Genomic DNA, 19454 nt, shown 5'->3' with positions numbered 1-19454 from the left:
TATTAATTCATAAATTTATTTATGTCTTCCATATCTAGATTAGGTTGCACTGCCATATTTATTCCATTTGCTATTATTTTTGCAAGAGATTCTATGACTGCATCAACGTCTTTAGGCGTTACCATTAAATCTCCAAAGAAAGGATCTAATATTTCTTTTATTAAATTACTTTTTTCAACTTTATCTACTGACTTTAACATGTTATAAAAATCTTTGCCACTTTCTGCTTTACTTATAAGTTCATCTAAAAGCAAATCTATAGTATCATTTGCTATTGTTGATGCATGAACTACAGTTGGAACTCCTATTGCAACTACTTTTACACCTAATACTTCTTCATTTATTTTCATTCTATGATTTCCAACTCCAGCTCCTGGAGAAATACCAGTATCACTTATTTGTATTGTTCTGTTTACTCTTTCTAATTTTCTTGACCCCAATGCATCTATACATATAACTAAATCAGGTTTTATTTTATCTACTAAGGATTTTATTATTTCTCCTGTTTCTATTCCAGTAACACCTAAAACACCAGGTGCTATGCAGCAGACCGGTCTTACGGAATCATCAATTGCATCAGGCATGACTTGTTTTAAATGCCTAGTTACCATAATTTTTTCTGTTACCTTTGGTCCAAGTGCATCTGGTGTTACCCTCCAATTTCCAAGCCCTACAACCAATGCTGTTTTTTCATCAGAAATGTCTACTAATCTCTTTAAAACATTATCAACAACATTTGATACCTTATCCATAGATTCTCCATCATAATGTGTGAATTCTGGAAAATCTATTGTAATATAATTTCCTTTTGGTTTTCCAAGTTCTTTTCCGGCTTCATCACTTTCTATAGTTACTGTAGTTATTTTTATATCATCTTCATTTTCCTCTTCTACAATAACTCCGTCTAATTCCCTTTTATTTTCCTTTGTGTACATATCTCGTGCTTCAATTGCTAAATCTGTTCTTACATTTATCATAAAAATACCTCCAAAAATTCTTATATCCCTTTTATTTTTCCTTATTGTTATAATTTAATACTTGAACTTATAAACTTTCAATGATATAATCTAGTATGTTAAAAACGAACTCGAACGCAGATTTCCCCAAAGCTGCAAAGAGACCCTATAAAATTATTAAGGGGGTGAATTTAGAATGGCAAATATTAAATCAGCAAAAAAGAGAATTAAAGTTACAGAAGCTAAAACTGCTCAAAACAGAATGATTAAATCAGCTTTAAAGACTGCTATAAAGAAGTTTGAAACTGCTGTTGCTGCAAGTAATGCAGAAGAAGCTAACGTTCTTTTCCCTAAGGCTGTTAAAGCTTTAGACATGGCAGCTCAAAAAGGAGTATGTCACAAGAACATGGTAGCTAGAAAGAAATCAAGATTAGCTGCAAAGTTAAACGCTATGGCGTAATCAAATAAGAAGCCGGTCATTAGACCGGCTATTATTTTACCATAAATATATTAAAAAGCATTAATTCCATCTCCATAGTTTTATCTACACCAGATGTTTTTAGTTTATTTTCAGTTTCTAAACAAATTTCCATTAACTTTTGTAATTGCTTCACATTAAATTTATTACATTGATTAACTAATTTTTCACATATAAAGGTTGGTAGTTTATATTTACTTGCAATATCATTTATATTAAGTCCATTTTGACTAAGTATCTTAATTTCATATAATCTTTTGAAATTATTTTCTATATTGCTTATTATTAGCATATGTTGATCACTTTTAAATAACAATTCATCTAATAAATCAATTGCTTTTTCTGCTTTTCTTTGAGATATTAAATCAATTAAATCGAATATATCATCTTCACTGGAATTAGCTATAAGCTTATCTATATCTTTTTTAGTTATTTGCTTACCATTTGTATAAGCTATGATCTTATCTGCTTCTCTTTTAATTATATCAAAATTATTTTGTACTTTTTCAGCAAAATATTTTGCTTCTATTTTTCCAATTTCTTTTCCGTTAGATTTAAATACTTCTTCTACCTTTTTATAATATCTATCTTTCTTAAGTCTATCAAAATAAACTACTTTAGAAACTTTATCTAAGGATTTTATTTTATTATTTTTTTTAGGATTATCTCTTTTATCATTAAATAAAAAATACATTATTAAGATTGTATATGGCGGTAAATCTTTTAAGTACTTTAATACTTCATTATAAATATTGGTATTAGAACTGTCTGTTTTATCTTTTAAAAATGCTGCCCTATATATTACTACAGCCTTCTTATCCCCCATAAAAGGCATAGTTTCACAAGCATTCATAATATCATCAAAGCTTGTAGTTAATCCATCTAATCTTATATAGTTTAAATCCATTAAAGATTTATCTATAGTATTATTTATGATTAAATCTACCCCCTCTTTTATAAGTTCTTCATCTAAACCACAAAATATGTAGGAGTTTTCTATTTTATTTTTTTTTACTTCACCCTCTAGTACATCAAAATCTATCAATTTAATCTACCTTTCTTTAATTAAATACTAAAGCTTTATTATCAATCAAAATTATTTTTCCATAATTCTCTGATTTAAAATCTATTATATCATAATTAGAGCTATTTTTCCCTTTGGATAACTTAATTAAATAACTATTATCTCTTCCCTTTAATATAATATCTTTATTATTTTTTTCTATATTGAAATTCTTATTTATTTTTATATTATTAAAATCCTTATAAGTATTTTGGGATAATGTTATCACCTTAAATTTCTCTAAATCCACATCTTTTTTTAATGCACATATTGCTCTTTCCCCTCTAAAGCTTACTGCTATTATACCTTCTTTAAAATATTCTATCTTAGGAAGTGGACTGTAAATTAGCATGTAAAAATACATAATTATTACAGTCGGAAAATATAATGCTTTTTTATAACCTTCTTTATAAAAATATATAGTTATTAAAATAATTATATAGCTTATATTAATTAATTCATTTAAATATATTGGATTAGGTGTTATATTTAGTAACCACTTTGTTCCTATATCTATAAACATGGTAATATAATAAGCTAAAAAAGCTATATAGTTAAAAATCATTTCAAAATTAATAACTAGAGCCAATAAATTTCCAAGTATAACTACTATATTCATTAATGGTACTAAAATAAGATTTCCAAGTAGGAATCCAAATGAAAATTCTTTAAAATAGCAAACTAAAACTGGAAAAGTAAATATTTGTGATGATAAACATATGGAGATACCTTCCCTAAAGAATTTGGGAAACTTATATAATCTTTTATTTATACTTTTATTAAAAATTATTATCCCAAGAGTTGCTAAGAAACTTAATTGGAATCCTACTTCAAAAATGCTATAGGGTTTAAATATCATTAAAATTATTCCTGACATTGACAATGCTGCAATAGGATTATAGTTCCTTCTTAGAGGCAATGAAAAATTCATGCACACCATCATAATGTAAGCTCTTATTGTTGATAATGCTGCACCTGAAAATATTACATATACTGCTGAAATTATAGGAGCAACTTTTTCTCCAAATATTCTTTTTAATATAGAGTAAACTAACACCATATGAAGACCAGATACCGAAATAGCATGAAGTATCCCTAAGCTTTTCATATCTTCCTTATCATCTCTATCTAAAAACTCTGTATATCCAAAAGCTATAGATGTTACTATTGCAGCTCTCCTATACCCTAATTTTTCTTTTAATCTACTAAATATATATTCCCTTAATTTATATATTCTTTCTTTTAAATCCCTATCTAATTTTTCAATCCCCTCAACTTTAAACTCTCCTATTATCCCTTTTTCTCTATTTACATCCCTAGTAAATTCACCCTTTATTATAAATTTTTCTCCTAATTTAACATTCTTTATATTTCCATTCATATATACTTTTCTTTTTGCTATTTCTCCTATAGCACCATATGAATTAATTGATATTATTCTAACTTCTTCCTTATTACTAATAAATATATTGTTATAATGGAAATTATTGATTAGTGGTACTATAAAAAAAGCTATAAGAATCATTGATATCTTAAGTTTTACTTTAAAAATAAGTATGATAAAAAAACAGCCAGCAATTATTATTGCCAGCCATTTATTTTTATATAAAAGCACATATATATAACTCGATAATATAAAAACCATAAATATATATGGTAATATATTTATTTTTTCTTCATACTTCAAATGGCAACACCTCATTAATAAGTTTTACCATTTTTTTATAATTATATCTCCTAATAAGAAAATAAAAATTAACCATGTTACTACTATTACTAATAATATAGAATAAGTAAAATTAGTTAATAACATTAATAACACTATTGATAATACATAAATCAAAATAGATAGCAGTACAAGCTTTAAAGCATTATATTTTCCTCTTGTAAATATCTTACTATTAATCATTGTATCAATAATAGCCATTCCACCTATTAAAATAAATCCTACTATATCATAATTATCCTTTATAAAATAGATAGCTACTACTGGTATAATACAAAATAAAAATCCTTTTAAAATATATTTTTTATTTTTATATTGAGAATTTCCATAAAGCATATTTATAAGTATTAAAGGAGAAAGAAGTAGAAAATTCATTAATATTATAAAATATTCTTCTATAAAAGCTCCATCTGTTAAAAAATATTTAAAATTCATTAATATAATTTCTGATAATACAACGTATAAATATGTATTTATTCCTCTTTTTAATCCTTCTTCAACCTCAGAGTATTTTTCTTTTAATTTAAAATAAGCTTTTATACTACTTATGTTGGTGTATATATCTCCTATTTTTTTTAGAAGCATAGATAATTTACCTTTTACAACACCAATTTGCGCTAAACTAATAAGTGAAATATCTCCAAGAGTTTCTCCTTCAATGGAAAACTTATATCCATCATTATAATATAAAGATATAATCTTATTCTTTTGTTCTGGATTAAGGTTGCAAAAAATTCGTGTTTTTGATACCACTTTAAGTATTTCTTTTTCATCTAATGCATCTAGTTCGTCGCTTTCTGTAACTTGCTCTAGCGATGATATAAGTCCTAATCTTTTTCCTAATAGTTCTGATGAAATTTTATTATCTTCAGTAAATATAATTGGTAGAACTCCATTATCCATTACTTTCTCAATATCATCAACAATATCATCAATTAAAGGATTTTCTAAAGCTATAAGCCCAACAAAAACTAAATTACTTTCTATATTTTCATGTTCTGAAGGTTGATAATTAAAACTTCTATATGCAAAAGCTTCTGTTAAAAGTCCTTCCTTTGAAAATTCTAAATTAGCTAATCGTATTTTCATTATATCTTGTGAATATATTTCTCTTTCTATTCCATTTATAATAATATGAGTACAACAATTTAGTACTGACTCTAAATCGCCTCTACAATTCGCTCTATATCCCTTTCTATTTTTGTTTACAGTAGTCACCATATTTTTTTTGTTATCTCTAGAAATTTCAAATTTTCTTTTATTATCATTTTCTAGTTTCCCCTTAAAAATAGAGTTTTCTACTCCAAATTTTACATAAGCAACTTCATACATATCTCCCTTTGACCAGTTATTATCATTATTATATTTGGCATTATTACAAAGTATTGATATATCAAGAAGCCTTTTAATATTTATGTCCATTGTTTCTATTGAATTAGATTTATATACTTGTTCATTGGTATATAATTTATCTAAATATAACTCTTTTTTTGTTATAGTCCCTAATTTATCTAAAAAAAGTATTTTTACATCATTAATTAAATTTAACGCTGAAAAATTAATTAGTTCTATTTCATCTTCTTCTAGAATTTTTCTTTTTATATGTTTACTATAATATAATATTATAAATGGTATAAATATGCATATTATAGCAAATATCCCTTGAGCAAATATTTGTTTTTTATATACTAATTTCCCAGGAAATATAGATACTAAAATAGCTTGTACAAGCATTAAGCATAATCCTATATTAAATATAATTTTTTCAATATTTTTTATAGCTATATCTTTTTTATCCTTTGACTTGTTCATTATTTTTATTAATTTCCCCAATTGAGTATTATTTCCCACTTCTACAACAATGCCTTTTCCTGAACCTTCTTTCACTATTGATCCCCTAAAAAGCATGTTGTTAATTTCTCCAATTGAAGATACTTCATTTTCTATTTTCATTGAGTACTTCTCTTTTAAAAATTTATCTCCAGTTACACTTCTTTCATCAACCTTTAAGTTTTCACTTTCTATAATTCTAATATCCGCTGCTATTAAAGATTTTTTTCTGAAGTACACTATATCGCCTTTTACTAATTCCTCAGCTTCTATTAGTCTTTCTATTCCTTCTCTCAGAACTAGTACTTGTGATACATTAAGATTCTGTAAAATTTCTAGTTCTTTTTCTTTTGATATTTCATGATATAATTTACTTCCTAAATTTAATACTAATAAAAATATTGTTACTAACCCAACTATATTAAATTTGTTTAATAAAAAAAATATTATAATTACTAAAAATATATATAAATATTTTTGTTTTAAAATATCTAAAATTGACTTAAATATACCTTTGGAATATGGAAGCTCTATTTTATTATCACCAGCTTCTTGTCTTATATTGCAATCATATTCATAAAGTCCTTTGTTTATATTACTTCCTAATAAATCTACAACTTTCATCCAGCTATTACTATAATAATTTTTCATTTTCCTCCTCCTACCTTTAAAATTCGCCAGCTATTTCTATTATTTTTGTCTTTTATTTTAATTATATCATTTTTTATATTTAAATGGAAAATTCAAATAGCCTAACACTTATTATAAGTTGTTAGGCTATTTTTTTAAAGTATTAATTTGTAATATTTTCTATAAATTTATTAAGATTTTGTTTTTGGATTAAATATTAGAGCCATTAAATACCCAAAAAATATAGCTGCAGTAATACCTGCTGCTGTTCCCTTTATTCCTCCTATAAATGCTCCTATTAATCCTTGTTCATCAACAGCTTTCATTGCTCCCTTTGCAAGGGAGTTTCCAAAACCAGGTAAAGGTACAGTAGCTCCAGCGCCTCCTATTTCTACTAGCTTATCATATATACCGAAAGAACCTAAAATAGCTCCTAGTGTTACAAAAATTACCAATATCCTTGCTGGTGTCAATTTAGTTGTATCCATTAGTATTTGACCTATTACACATATTATTCCACCAACTATAAAGGCATATAAATATTCCATAATAGCCTCCTTTTTTTTATTTTTCCTTAAATTCTATTGCTACAGCATGAGCAATTCCTGGTATGGTTTCTCCTTGTAAAGAAGAAGTTGTACTCATTAATGCTCCTGTAGACACTAATAATAAATTCTTTATTTCTTTTCTCATTAACTTCTTATAAAAATATCCTGAAGATACTACTGCAGAACATCCGCATCCACTTCCACCTGAATCTGTCTTTTGAACTACATCATCAAATATTATGTCACCACAGTCCATATAATTTTCTCTTATATCATATCCATATTCTAATAACAATTTACAAGTAATTTCTTTTCCTACTTTACCTAAGTCTCCAGTTGCAATTACATCATAAAACTTTGGATCTCTTCCTGTGTCTTTAAAATGTCTTGCTATGGTATCCACAGCTGCTGGGGCCATAGCTGCTCCCATATTATTAGGATCCTTTATTCCATAATCTTTTACTATTCCTGTTGTTACATATGTTACTTCTGGAAAATTCCCCTCTTTACCTAATACCATTGCACCTGATCCTGTAACGGTCCATTGTGCTAATGGGCTTCGTTGAGAACCATATTCTAATGGAAATCTAAATTGTCTTTCTGCTGAGCTAAAATGTGAGGATGTTGATGCTATAACATAATTAGCATAACCTCCATCCATCATCATTGATGCTATGCTTAAAGATTCTGACATAGTTGAGCAAGCTCCATATAATCCAAAAAAAGGAATGTTAAGCTTTCTTGCCGCAAAAGATGATGATGTTATTTGGTTTAATAAATCTCCCGCAAATAAATAATCAATGTCTTCTTCTTTCAAATCAGCTCTATTCATAGCTGCTGTAATTGCTGTGTACATCATTTCGCTTTCTGCTTTTTCATAACTTTCTTTTCCATACATATCATCATTTAATATTTCATCAAAGTAACTACTTAAAGGTCCCTCGCCTTCTTTAGGTCCAACAATAGAATAAGTTGCTATTATTTTAGGAGGGTTTTGAAGTTTTACTGTTTGAGTTCCTAACTTTTTTATCTTTAATTCATTATTACTCATATTTATTCACCTTTCTTATGTTAGTAGTTGAATAAAGTAATAAACAATACCTATTATTACTGAACTACCTATACCATAAACCAATACTGGCCCTGCTATAGTAAACATTTTTGCTGCTACTCCAAATACAAATCCTTCTTTTTTGAACTCTATAGCTGGTGCAACAATTGCATTGGAAAAGCCTGTAATTGGCACTACGGTTCCTGCTCCTCCAAATGAGGCAATTTTATCATATATACCTACTCCAGTTAATAAAGCTCCTAAAAATATCATTATTATTGGTACTAACATCTTAACTTCTTCTTCTGAAAAATTATATTTAATTAAAAGATTTTGAAATATTTGACCAATCATACAAATAGCCCCTCCTACTAAAAAGGCTCTTGCACAATTTCTAACTATTTTAGGTTTTATAGTAGCTTCATTAGTAATAGTTTGAAATTTATTAACTATCTGCTGTTCATTTGGTAGCTTCTTTTTAGCCATAGTGATTCTCCTTTCTAAATTTGTATAATTATATTATTCCACTTCTTATAATTATAACTCTGGAATATTTTTCAATTCCAAATCTATATGTGTAAACATGCTTATTACATTAATTTAAATCAACTAAAATTTATATATTAAAAAACAAAAAAATCCTTTGATTTTCTCTCAAAAGATTTTTTAGTAATCACTATTCATTTTTATTTCCTTCTAATTATCCTTAGTATTTTTTTATTCCTGTAACTTTTGTTTCATTAAAACCAGTACTTTTTTTTCTATTCTAGATACTTGAACTTGGCTTATACCAAGCATCTTAGCAACTTGTACTTGAGTCTTATCTTTGAAATATCTAAGCATTATTATTTGCCTTGCTTTACTATCAAGACTTCTTAATGCTTCTTTTAATGCAATTCTATTTATCATTTCACTGTCATCTTGACCCTTTTCACTTAGTTTGTCTATAAGTAATACTGGTGCTCCATCATCTTGATGAATAGTATCATATAGATATTGCATACTGGCTGAAGATTCAATAGCAAATAATATTTCTTCTTTATCTATACCAGAAAACTCTGATAATTCTTCAATAGTAGGATCCCTATCTAGCTTTTTAGTTAGTTGTTCTTTATCAAAATGTAATTTTCTAGCTAAAGTTTTTACATTTCTACTAACTTTAATTATACCATCATCTCTTATAAATCTCTTTATTTCTCCTATTATCATAGGAACTGCATAAGTAGAAAACTTAACATTAAAACTGTCGTCAAAATTGTTTATAGCTTTTACTAACCCTATTGACCCTATTTGAAAAATATCTTCATAATCATATCCTCTATTAAGAAACTTTTTGCTAATGGATGATACAAGAGGTAAATTCATTTCAATTACTTTATTCATAGCATCTTGATTACCTGCTTTAGCTAGAGGTATTAATTGTGAATTTTCTTCATAATTATAGGCCTCTTTTCTTACACTTCCATTTTCCATATACTTCACCTAACTTACTGTGTTGAATTTCTTCTTCATTACAACTTTAGTTCCTTTACCATCTTCACTTTTTACTTCTAAGCTGTCCATAAATGTTTCCATTACTGTAAAACCCATTCCTGATCTTTCTAGCTCTGGTTTTGAAGTGTATAATGGTTCCATCGCTTGCTCTACATCTTTTATTCCTTTACCGGAATCTTCAATACTTATAGTTATTTCATTACCAGTTATACTTGCCTCTATTTTGATTATACCCTCTTTTTTATTTTCATAACCATGTATTATAGAATTTGTTACTGCTTCTGATACTGCTGTTTTTACATCTGTTAATTCTTCCACAGTTGGATCTAGTTGAGATATAAATGCAGCTACTGCAACTCTTGCAAACCCTTCATTTTGGGATTTACTCATTAATTCTATACTTATTTTATTATCCACCATCTTAAATCCCCCCATTAAATACTTATCATTGCTTCATCTATATTTTTATAGACATCAATGATTTTAAACATACCTGAAATTTCAAAAACTTTATTTACAGTTCTATTAGCTTCTGCTACACAAATCTTTCCATCTCTATTTTGCATTTTCTTATATCTTCCTATAACTACACCTATTCCAGAACTATCCATAAATGTAACTCCACTGAAATTTAATATAACTTTTCTTATGTTATCTCTATCTATTCTATCATCTATTTTAACCCTTACTTCTTCGGCACTATGATGATCTAATTCGCCCATTAGACTAACAATAAGTTTGTCTTCTTTTTTATCAAATTTTAGATACATATAAACTAGGAACTGTCGCAAATACGAACAAGATAAAAATTAATAATTAATTTTCACCGTGCGCCAGATTCCATCCACCTCCTTAATAGTATTTTGTTAATTTCCTTCTTTTTCCATAATTTTAACATATTAGTTTATTCATAGTCAAATAAAATAATGACTTTCTGTAATAATTTTGATTTATTTAGTTTAAGCAATTCAAGCATATAAAACAAATACTTGTTTTAAGTATAATTTATTTTACACTTTATGGAACTGTAATACAGAAATAATGTATAATAAGAAAATTAAGTATAATATAGCTTTAATATATAAAATGAATATCATTTATTAAATCATTATGGTATAACTTATAGAATTATTAAAAGAGGTTAATTTATGAAAAATAATCAAAAGACCTTTTAATTTATAAAAAAGGAGCTATACACTAATTTCAGTGCAAAAGCTCCATTTTTACTTTCCTTAATTTTACATGCTACTTGTTACCTTATAAAGTAACTGTGACCTGTGCGCTGTGAACTAAAATAACCCCTGTTACCTGACACCTAAACCCAACTGTGAACTGTGCACCCTGCACTGTGAACTAAATAAGCTATTCTTCTTTCTTTTCCTTACTTCCTTTATATTTCTTAACTTCTTCTTGTAAGTCTGAATAAAAATCTTCTATATTTTCATCATCATTTAAAATTAAAGTTTTTATTGCATCTTCTAATGTATCCATAACATATATATGGAATTTTCCTTCCTCCATAGCCTGCTCAATTTCAGGTATCAATATTAGCTCATCTTTGTTTGAAGAAGGTATCAACACTCCTTTATTTTCTACATTATCTAAGAAATCACATACTCTAAAAAATCCTTCCACCTTTTCATTTACTCCACCTATAGCTTGAACTTCTCCTAATTGATTTATAGATCCAGTTACTGCAATAGTTTGCCTTATTGGTTTCTTGCTTAAAGCTGATAATATACAAATAATTTCTGCTACAGAAGCACTATCACCATCTATTAATCCATAAGTTTGTTCAAAACTTAAATAAAAATCTACAGGAATATCTTTATATGGATCTATTATATTATTTAAAAGTCCCTTTAGTATATTTATAGATTTTTCATGTACCTTACCACTTAATCTGCTTTCCTTATGAATATCTATAATTCTTCCGGTTCCTTTATGAGCAATACACGTTATTCTCATTGGTTTTCCAAAAGAATGATATCCAGTATCTAAAACAGCTAACGCATTTATTACACCATTTTTTTTACCCGTTACTGATATTAAAATCTTATTATCTTTATAAAGCTTATCATACTCATCTTCAATTTTTTCCTTTGCATAAGCAATGTCTATTATATCTTTAGAATCTATTACTAATGATTTTCTATTTTTAGCATTATCATTAGATAATATCATTAATTTTTCTATCTCTGTAGTGTCTATATTGACTTTTGTTCTACTATTTGCAGTTCTAGATAAGAATTTAATAACCTCATTTATTCCTTCTTCTGTAATAGGCATAAGTGAATTTTCTTTGATTTTATTATTTATTTCTTTATTTATATAAGCACTAACATTTTCATTTACCTCAACTATAGGGTCAAATTCAGCTCTTAACGGAAATAACTTCCCAAAGTCTTCATCTAAGCTATATAATGCATCATAAGTTTCGTGATCACCAATTAGAATAATCTTAACATTTATAGGTATTGGCTGAGGCTTTAATCCATTAATTGATATTACCTCTACATATGACTTTGAAATATCATATGTTATCTTATTAGTCATTAACGCTTTTTTAAGGTGATAATATGAATATACATTGCTAGCAAGGGAGTTTACTCTAATAATTAAGCAGCCTTCGTTTGCTTTTAATAAACTTCCTGGATTTATTAAAGATATATCAGTTGTATATACTCCATTATGATTTTCATACTCTATAAATCCCATTAAATTATTTAAATTAGGATCTTCTTCATATATTACAGGAGGAATAGTTCTTAAGCTATTATCAACTAATAAGTGTATATCATATTTATTTATAACTTGATAAAGTTGTTCTTCATCTTCATCTATATCCATGGTATAGCAATTTATTATTTCTTTTTCCATTGATATAAATAACTTTTCTAAATACTCATATGAATTATCATCATCTATAAACTCAAGTAAAGCTTCATCTTTATACGCTTCCATCTCATTTGCTAAAAAATCACTATATATTTCTTTAAGCTTCTTTATGGATTTTGTTTCTATCTCTTTTAACTTACCTAAAACTATTTCAGCCTTTTTCTTTAAAATAGATGCTTTTGCTACAATAGCTTCTTTTCTATTCTTTTCTAAATTATCATACTCTCTTTCACTTATTGATTTACCATTAACTAATGGTATAAAGGCTACACCCTTGTTAGTAACCTTAACTTCAAAATCTTCTTTTTTAGCCATATCCATTAATTCACTTATATAATCATTTCTCTTACTTTGTATTTCTTCTATAAGCTTATCTTTTTCATCTTCTGAAGAAGCATTATAAAACTCTTCTACTATTTCTATATAATTATTCTTTATTTCTTCAACAGCGTCTTTTAATTTTTTACCATTCCCATTATTAATAAATAATACTTCTGGTTTCTTATTATCTTCTAATGTAACATAACAAATATCCTTTGGAGGTTCTAGATATTTATACTGCTCCTGTATATATAATTGTAGCTTATTTAATTTTTCTTTAGAGAATGAATCTATTAAATAAAGATTATATCCTTCCTTATTTATCTTAATAGCTCTCCCAATCTTTTCATACTCACTATCTATTTCAGGAATTTTCGTTACACTGCCTTTCAACTTACTTTTTTTAAAGTTAAAATCAAATTTTACCTCTTTTAAAGTTAATTCTTTTCTCATATATTTCCTACTTTGCAAATTGCATTTAGCAATCATTAAGAAGCAGTTTCCCCCCTTTTTTTAGTATTTATTATATAGATATTCTTAAGGGGCTTGTTTAGGGAACAATTTTTTATAAATTTAATTTATATTTTTTATAGTAATATTTCTTAAAATACCTAAACTACTTAAATATTTGTTTTAATATCCTGTATATGAATAAGAGACCTAGAACTTTAATTCTAGGTCTCTTATAATTACATTAATTCTATAAACTTGTTTACTGCTTCTTCTGCATTTTTATAATCTTCTTCAGATGGAACAAAACAGAATGACAATCCCGGTTCCACAACTTTAAGTTTTAAGTCCTTTAGTCTTGATGTAAGCATTTTTACACCTTCTCCACTCCATCCATATGAGCCAAAGGCTAATGCTGCTTTTCCTCTGTTTATTATCGGATTAACTAATGATAATAAATCCCAAGAAGGTTTCACTGCATCTTGATTTATTGTTGGAGATCCTATCATAACGCCTTTAGCTTTTTCTATTTTGGAGATACTTTCTTCTATAGAAATAGATGTTATTTCTGTTACATCTGCTTCAAAACCCTTTTCTACTAATTTTTCTTTCATAAAATTAGCCATACCTTCTGTATTTCCATAAGCTGAAATATAAAAAATTTCTACTTTTTTATTGTTTACAGCTTCTTCTGTAGCCCACTCTCTGTATAAGTTTAAAATTTTATCTATATTAGAAACGTGAACTGGTCCATGACTTGGTGCAATACATTCTATATTTAAATCTTTTATTTTTTGTAGTCCCATTAAAACAAACTTCTTAAATGGTCCCATTATACAATTAAAATAATATTCCATTTCTACGAAATAATCTTCATTTAAACTTTCTGTAATTCCACCACTTGGACAATAATGTGAACCTGTAAAATCACAAGTAAATAATAAATTTCGCTCTTTCACATATGTGAAAATTGTATCTGGCCAGTGTAAATTAGGAGCACTTATAAATCTAAGAGTTGTTTCTCCAAGACAAATTTCATCTTTTGCTTCTATAGCATTAAATTCTCTATTTAATATATTTTTCAAATAATTTAATGCAGCTTTAGATCCTACTACTTTTATTTCAGGATAATCCTCAATTAGTTTTATTAATGATCCGCTGTGATCTAATTCTGTATGCTGAACTATTACATAATCTACTGTTTTTTCTCCAATTACTTCTTTTAAATTCTTTTTAAATTCATCATAAAAACCTGTTTTTACTGTGTCAACTATAGCTATTTTTTCATCATTTACTACGTAAGAGTTATAGGTTGTTCCTTTTTTTGTTTCCATTATTATATCGAATACTTTTAAATCTGGATCCTTAACACCTATCCAATAAATATTATCCTTTAACTTCTCCTGTAACATATCCCTACCTCCAACTTTAACTTTTATTCTTCTTCCTATATATCAGTAATATTTTACCATAAAATTATCTGCCAAACAATTATAAAATTCGACATTTTCTACATAACTATTATACTTAATTAGATTTTTCTATGGAAGTATTATTTTTTTATCATTTCTGTTAAATCATCTATTTCTATTATATATTCATAATGCAGAGCTCTTGTTAAGGATACATATAACAATCTCTCATCTAACAAAGTTTCTTTATAATTGTTAGAACTTGGATTATAAATAATAGTTGCATCAAATTCTAATCCCTTTGTAAGGTAAGATGGAATTATTATAATATTATTATCATGATCTTTCTCATTTCCTTTTATTAAAGATACTTTTAGCTTTGAATGTTTTTTTATAAGTTTTTCTAATATCTTTCCTTCATCTGCTCCTTTTGTAATTATAGCTATGCTGCTTTTACCCTTTTGAATAATATTAGAAACTATCTCATTTATCTTATTAACAACATCTTTATCACTATTACATTTAATAACCTCCGGGATATCTCCATGTCTTAGCACTGGTTTTGCTCTTTTTAAGTCTAAATTTTGTGCTTCTAAAGCTAAATTAGCAAAATCTATTATTTCCACAGTAGATCTATAACTCTGAGTTAACTGCATAAAAGTTGCCTTACCATCAAATACCTTTTCTACTATGTCACTCCAATTTTTTATTCCTTTATAATAGTATATACCTTGTGCTATATCTCCTACTAAGGTTAGAGAATTTCCCTTAGTTAATTTATTTATTAAATAAATTTGAAATGGATTATAATCTTGAGCTTCATCAACTACTATATGAATAAACTTTTCTTTTTCCTCTACCCCCTCTAAAAGCATGTTAATATATAAAAGTGGTGCTAAATCATCTTCGTCTATAATTCCTTTGCTATAATTTTCAATAATTTCATTTTTCATAAATTCTGATAGTTCACTTGGAATTTTATTCAAAGATGCAATTTGGAAAAATTCTTCATTCTTAAATAAATTCACGTATATATCTTTTGAAGTTATTCCTCTCCAATTTTTGAAGTATTCATTCATTTCTTTTTTAGCATTATTCTTTATATTATTTTTTATTTCATCTCTTTTAGAATATATTTCAATTAGTTTTTTTCTTCGCTCATCTCCATCTTCTAATTCTCTTTTTATCTCTTTAATTTTTATATCCCATTCAAGATCAATTTGAATACATAAAATTTCAATCTTCTCTTTAAGTTTCAAATTTAGATACCGTTTTATTTCATCTTTTCTTTTATTTATAGGATAACTTTTTAAATCCTTTAAATACAATCTCATTATTTCTCTCTTATTAAATAATATATAGTCCTCTATAGTTATATCTGTTATGTCAACAGCATCACCCTCTAAAAGAGCTATGTATCTATCTATAATAGTTTTAAAAGTTAAAGTTCCTTTTATCTTAGATGCATTAGTTATAAATTTGCACCTTTGAGCATCTTCTGATTCAATCAATTCTTTTAGTTTTTCGTCTTTCCCCTTAACTTTAGATTTAATTTTTAAATATTTTAATACTAAATCTTGAAATGTTGTTTGTTTTACTTCATCAACTCCTAAGTTAGGAAGTATATCTGAAATATAATCTAAAAATAGCTTATTAGGTGCCAAAACTAATATATCTTTTCCTTTTACCGTTTCTGAATATCTATATATTAAATAAGCTAATCTATGTAAGGCTATTGTTGTTTTTCCTGAGCCTGCAGAACCTTGAACAATTATAGGTAAGTTTTTAGGCCATCTTATAATTTCATTTTGTTCTTTCTGAATAGTTGCAACTACTTCTTTTAGCTTTTTACCTCTACTCTCTTCTAGGTTTATCTTTAAAAACTCATCAACTAAATCATTTCCTTCATCACTGGTTTTTAGCATTATTTCATTTATTCCCTCATCGAAAATTTCTTCTAACTCTTCCTCTTTAAACAAAAATTTTCTTTTTACCGATAAATTGCCTTCTACTATACCTGATGGTGCTTTATAGTATGCGTATCCTCCAGTTCCACTATAATATAAATCCGCTACTGGTGTTCTCCAATCAACAATAATTTCTTCTCCATCTAATGCTGAACTTACTGATTGTTTTCCAATATAGATACTCTCATCTTCACCTCTTAATTCTCTGAAATCAACTCTGCCAAAATAAGGAACCTTTAAAGCTTCCTCATAATTTTTTATATCCTTTTTTAATACAGAATATATTTTTTCTGTAGTCTCTTTCTCTTCATTATAACTGCCTTTTGATTCTTTTGTTAAAAGTTTTAATTTATTTTCTATAATTTCATAATTTTTTCTTTTTTCTAAAAGTTCACTAGTTATTTTTTTTCTTTTTTCTTCTAATATCTCTTTTTCGAGTTTTAAATTTTCATCCATACCATTACCTCTACTTTTAACTAATGCCTTAATTATAGGATAATTAGATTTTAAATTCAATTATATAATATATAAAATAATAGTCTATGCTAACATTTACCCATAATATCTAGATATATTCCAATTATTAACTATAATTTATATAATTATTCCGTTACTTCTTTATATTTTTATTACTTTCATTATTATAGATATAATAAGTATTTTACTTTCCATAATTGTATGTTAGAATCTTTACGTAAAGGAGATGTTCGTATGTCTAAGCAAACTAAAACACCTAACTATATAAAAATAGCTATAGATATAGCACATAGAATAATTAATAATGAATTTTTAGAGGGAAGTAAAATAACTGGTAGAACTACTTTAGTTAGTATATATAATGTTTCACCAGAAACTATTAGAAGATCTTTGGCTTTATTAAAAGATATGAATGTTGTTACTATAAATGAGAAAAGTGGAATTATAATAAATGATAAACAATCCGCTAAGGATTTTTTAAATAAATTTAAAACCAAATCTGATTTTACTCACTTAAATAGTGAAACATTTGATTTAATAAAACAAAGAAAAGAAATTGATACTAAGCTTGAAAAAAACATTAATTCTATAATTGAATTTGCTACTCAACTAAGAAATGTAGGATCAATAATCCCTTTTGAAAGTATTGTTGAAAAAGATAGTATTGCTGTTGATAAAAGTATAGGTGAATTAAATTTTTGGCACAATACAAAAGCTACTATAATAGCAGTAAAAAGAAATGGCGATTTATTCTTATCACCTGGACCTTATTTTAAAATTAACGCTCAAGATGTAATAGTTTATGTTGGTGAAGATTCTGTTTTAGAAACAGTAAAGAATTATATATCTTTACCAAGTAATATACATACAAAATAACAGCTAAAGATTTTACTTTAGCTGTTATTTTATATCTAGAATATAATTAAGTGCATCTTCAAATTTTAATTTTCTTACTTTTTTTCTAAGCTTGTATTTTATTTTTTCAATATATTTTATTGAAAATGGTAAATATTCCTCTATAGATTTTATATATTCAATTGAAAAAAATTCCTTGCTTAATATTACTGAAAATAATATAAGCATTATACAGTTTATTTTTATAAGCTCTTTTAACTCCATTATATTTCGTCCTTTAAAACAAGTAGAATCATTTAATACTGTTAACGTAAAATTAATTAATTTATTTGCTATTGTATCTAATTTATATCTTGATGCCAATTGTGACATTATTGTTGTATGATTATTAGCTATATCTATTTTTACATCTTGAAGATCATCAGCAAGTTGAAGTAAAAAACCATAAAATATACAAAATGATATTTCATCTTTATTTAACTTTCCCTTTGTTAAAAATCCATCTACTAATACTGATGATCCACCCTTTTCTATTGAAATCTCTAAAATATTATTTTCATAAGGGACACTTATATATTCTTGTTGATTTAAACTTTTTATTTGCCCTTCATGAATTAATAATAAAGCTTCATATAATTTATTATACTTATTTCTTTCAAATGTTTTTTCTATATATTCCACTAACTTATAAACTAGTTTTTCATATTCATTCTTACTTTCTATGACCTCACCTTTTAATTTTTTCTTTAGATTATGATTAAAATCTTTCTTTTCATTTATATCTATTTTTATATCATCTAAATAATTATCTGTATATGGATATAACATACTATATCCAAAAATAGCTTTTGAAAATTCTACCTTCTCACCAAAAGATGCTTGGAGAAGATTTATAATCCAAACATTCCTCATCGCCTGGCCTATATCTACATAATTTAGATTTTTATCAAATTCTTTTGCTTTCCTTATAAATGTTTTTGTGCTATCAAAGAAATTCTCTTTAAATTCTTCATTTAATATTCCAAGTTTAAATGTATCTTTCTCACTATAAATAAAATCATCTATTATTTTATTAATTTCTGCTTTCCATAAAATTCTTTCATCATCTTCTTTAGGAAAATTTTTAACTTTTTCTATTATTAAATCTATATAATTATCTAATCTATTTTCTTTTATTTTTTTCTCTTCAGCTGTATATTTTTTTATATCTAAATTTAATTTTTTATCACTTTTCCACCATAATTCACTACATTCTAAATTTATCCTTTTTGTTTCCTCCATATATTTATCCTCCAAAT

At 26.3% G+C, this 19454-nt stretch carries 16 protein-coding genes; 2 read left to right on the top strand and 14 right to left on the bottom strand.

The genetic code is table 11. The annotated features are described in order from the left end of the window. Positions 1-2: 2 nt before the first annotated feature. Complete coding sequence (gpr, locus tag ABDZ60_RS17610) at positions 3-977, bottom strand: GPR endopeptidase (RefSeq protein WP_016207182.1); 975 nt, start codon at positions 975-977, stop codon at positions 3-5. A 175-nt stretch (positions 978-1152) separates the two neighbouring features. Between gpr and rpsT the strand changes: the two genes are divergently transcribed. Beyond that, positions 1153-1416, top strand: coding sequence for a 30S ribosomal protein S20 (gene rpsT / locus ABDZ60_RS17605; protein WP_343779944.1), 264 nt, complete (start codon positions 1153-1155; stop codon positions 1414-1416). A gap of 31 nt (positions 1417-1447) precedes the next feature. Here the strand turns inward: rpsT and holA are convergent, their stop codons facing one another. The 12 genes from holA to helD all read right to left on the bottom strand — a co-directional run bounded on the left by holA (position 1448) and on the right by helD (position 17280). After that, entirely contained in the window at positions 1448-2479 is a 1032-nt protein-coding gene (gene holA, locus ABDZ60_RS17600) for a DNA polymerase III subunit delta (RefSeq protein WP_343779942.1), read from the bottom strand. 16 nt (positions 2480-2495) lie between these two features. Then, on the bottom strand, positions 2496-4184 hold the full coding sequence (locus ABDZ60_RS17595; protein WP_343779939.1) for a ComEC/Rec2 family competence protein: 1689 nt from the start codon (positions 4182-4184) through the stop codon (positions 2496-2498). Positions 4185-4208: 24 nt separating this feature from the next. Then, on the bottom strand, positions 4209-6704 hold the full coding sequence (locus ABDZ60_RS17590) for a P-type ATPase actuator domain-containing protein (protein WP_343779936.1): 2496 nt from the start codon (positions 6702-6704) through the stop codon (positions 4209-4211). A gap of 170 nt (positions 6705-6874) precedes the next feature. Beyond that, on the bottom strand, positions 6875-7231 hold the full coding sequence (gene spoVAE / locus ABDZ60_RS17585) for a stage V sporulation protein AE (protein WP_016207673.1): 357 nt from the start codon (positions 7229-7231) through the stop codon (positions 6875-6877). Positions 7232-7247: 16 nt separating this feature from the next. Continuing rightward, the gene (gene spoVAD, locus ABDZ60_RS17580; RefSeq protein ID WP_016207674.1) at positions 7248-8282 is read right to left on the bottom strand and encodes a stage V sporulation protein AD; all 1035 of its coding nucleotides are present in this window, start codon (positions 8280-8282) and stop codon (positions 7248-7250) included. Positions 8283-8297: 15 nt separating this feature from the next. Beyond that, positions 8298-8768, bottom strand: a complete 471-nt coding sequence (gene spoVAC, locus ABDZ60_RS17575; RefSeq protein ID WP_016207675.1) for a stage V sporulation protein AC — start codon at positions 8766-8768, stop codon at positions 8298-8300. A 231-nt stretch (positions 8769-8999) separates the two neighbouring features. Further along, the gene (gene sigF / locus ABDZ60_RS17570) at positions 9000-9755 is read right to left on the bottom strand and encodes an RNA polymerase sporulation sigma factor SigF (RefSeq protein ID WP_016207676.1); all 756 of its coding nucleotides are present in this window, start codon (positions 9753-9755) and stop codon (positions 9000-9002) included. A gap of 9 nt (positions 9756-9764) precedes the next feature. Beyond that, entirely contained in the window at positions 9765-10196 is a 432-nt protein-coding gene (gene spoIIAB, locus ABDZ60_RS17565) for an anti-sigma F factor (RefSeq protein ID WP_016207677.1), read from the bottom strand. 14 nt (positions 10197-10210) lie between these two features. Beyond that, on the bottom strand, positions 10211-10546 hold the full coding sequence (gene spoIIAA, locus ABDZ60_RS17560) for an anti-sigma F factor antagonist (protein ID WP_016207678.1): 336 nt from the start codon (positions 10544-10546) through the stop codon (positions 10211-10213). 592 nt (positions 10547-11138) lie between these two features. Then, the gene (locus ABDZ60_RS17555) at positions 11139-13448 is read right to left on the bottom strand and encodes an AAA family ATPase (protein ID WP_040436783.1); all 2310 of its coding nucleotides are present in this window, start codon (positions 13446-13448) and stop codon (positions 11139-11141) included. Between the two features lie 236 nt (positions 13449-13684). Beyond that, complete coding sequence (locus tag ABDZ60_RS17550; protein WP_343779931.1) at positions 13685-14857, bottom strand: FprA family A-type flavoprotein; 1173 nt, start codon at positions 14855-14857, stop codon at positions 13685-13687. 140 nt (positions 14858-14997) lie between these two features. Continuing rightward, positions 14998-17280 carry an RNA polymerase recycling motor HelD gene (helD, locus tag ABDZ60_RS17545; protein ID WP_343779928.1) on the bottom strand — a complete coding sequence of 761 codons (2283 nt, stop codon included), beginning with the start codon at positions 17278-17280 and terminating at the stop codon, positions 14998-15000. A 255-nt stretch (positions 17281-17535) separates the two neighbouring features. On the opposite strand from helD, the gene ABDZ60_RS17540 reads away from it, so the two are divergent. Then, positions 17536-18177, top strand: a complete 642-nt coding sequence (locus ABDZ60_RS17540; protein WP_047000340.1) for a GntR family transcriptional regulator — start codon at positions 17536-17538, stop codon at positions 18175-18177. 24 nt (positions 18178-18201) lie between these two features. Here the strand turns inward: ABDZ60_RS17540 and ABDZ60_RS17535 are convergent, their stop codons facing one another. Continuing rightward, the gene (locus ABDZ60_RS17535; protein WP_343779925.1) at positions 18202-19437 is read right to left on the bottom strand and encodes a hypothetical protein; all 1236 of its coding nucleotides are present in this window, start codon (positions 19435-19437) and stop codon (positions 18202-18204) included. Positions 19438-19454 lie beyond the last annotated feature (17 nt).

This window comes from Clostridium sartagoforme (assembly GCF_039521405.1).
GTDB lineage: Bacteria > Bacillota > Clostridia > Clostridiales > Clostridiaceae > Clostridium > Clostridium sartagoforme.
Note: the sequence above shows the minus strand (reverse complement) of the source record. Positions and strands in the feature narration are given on the sequence as shown.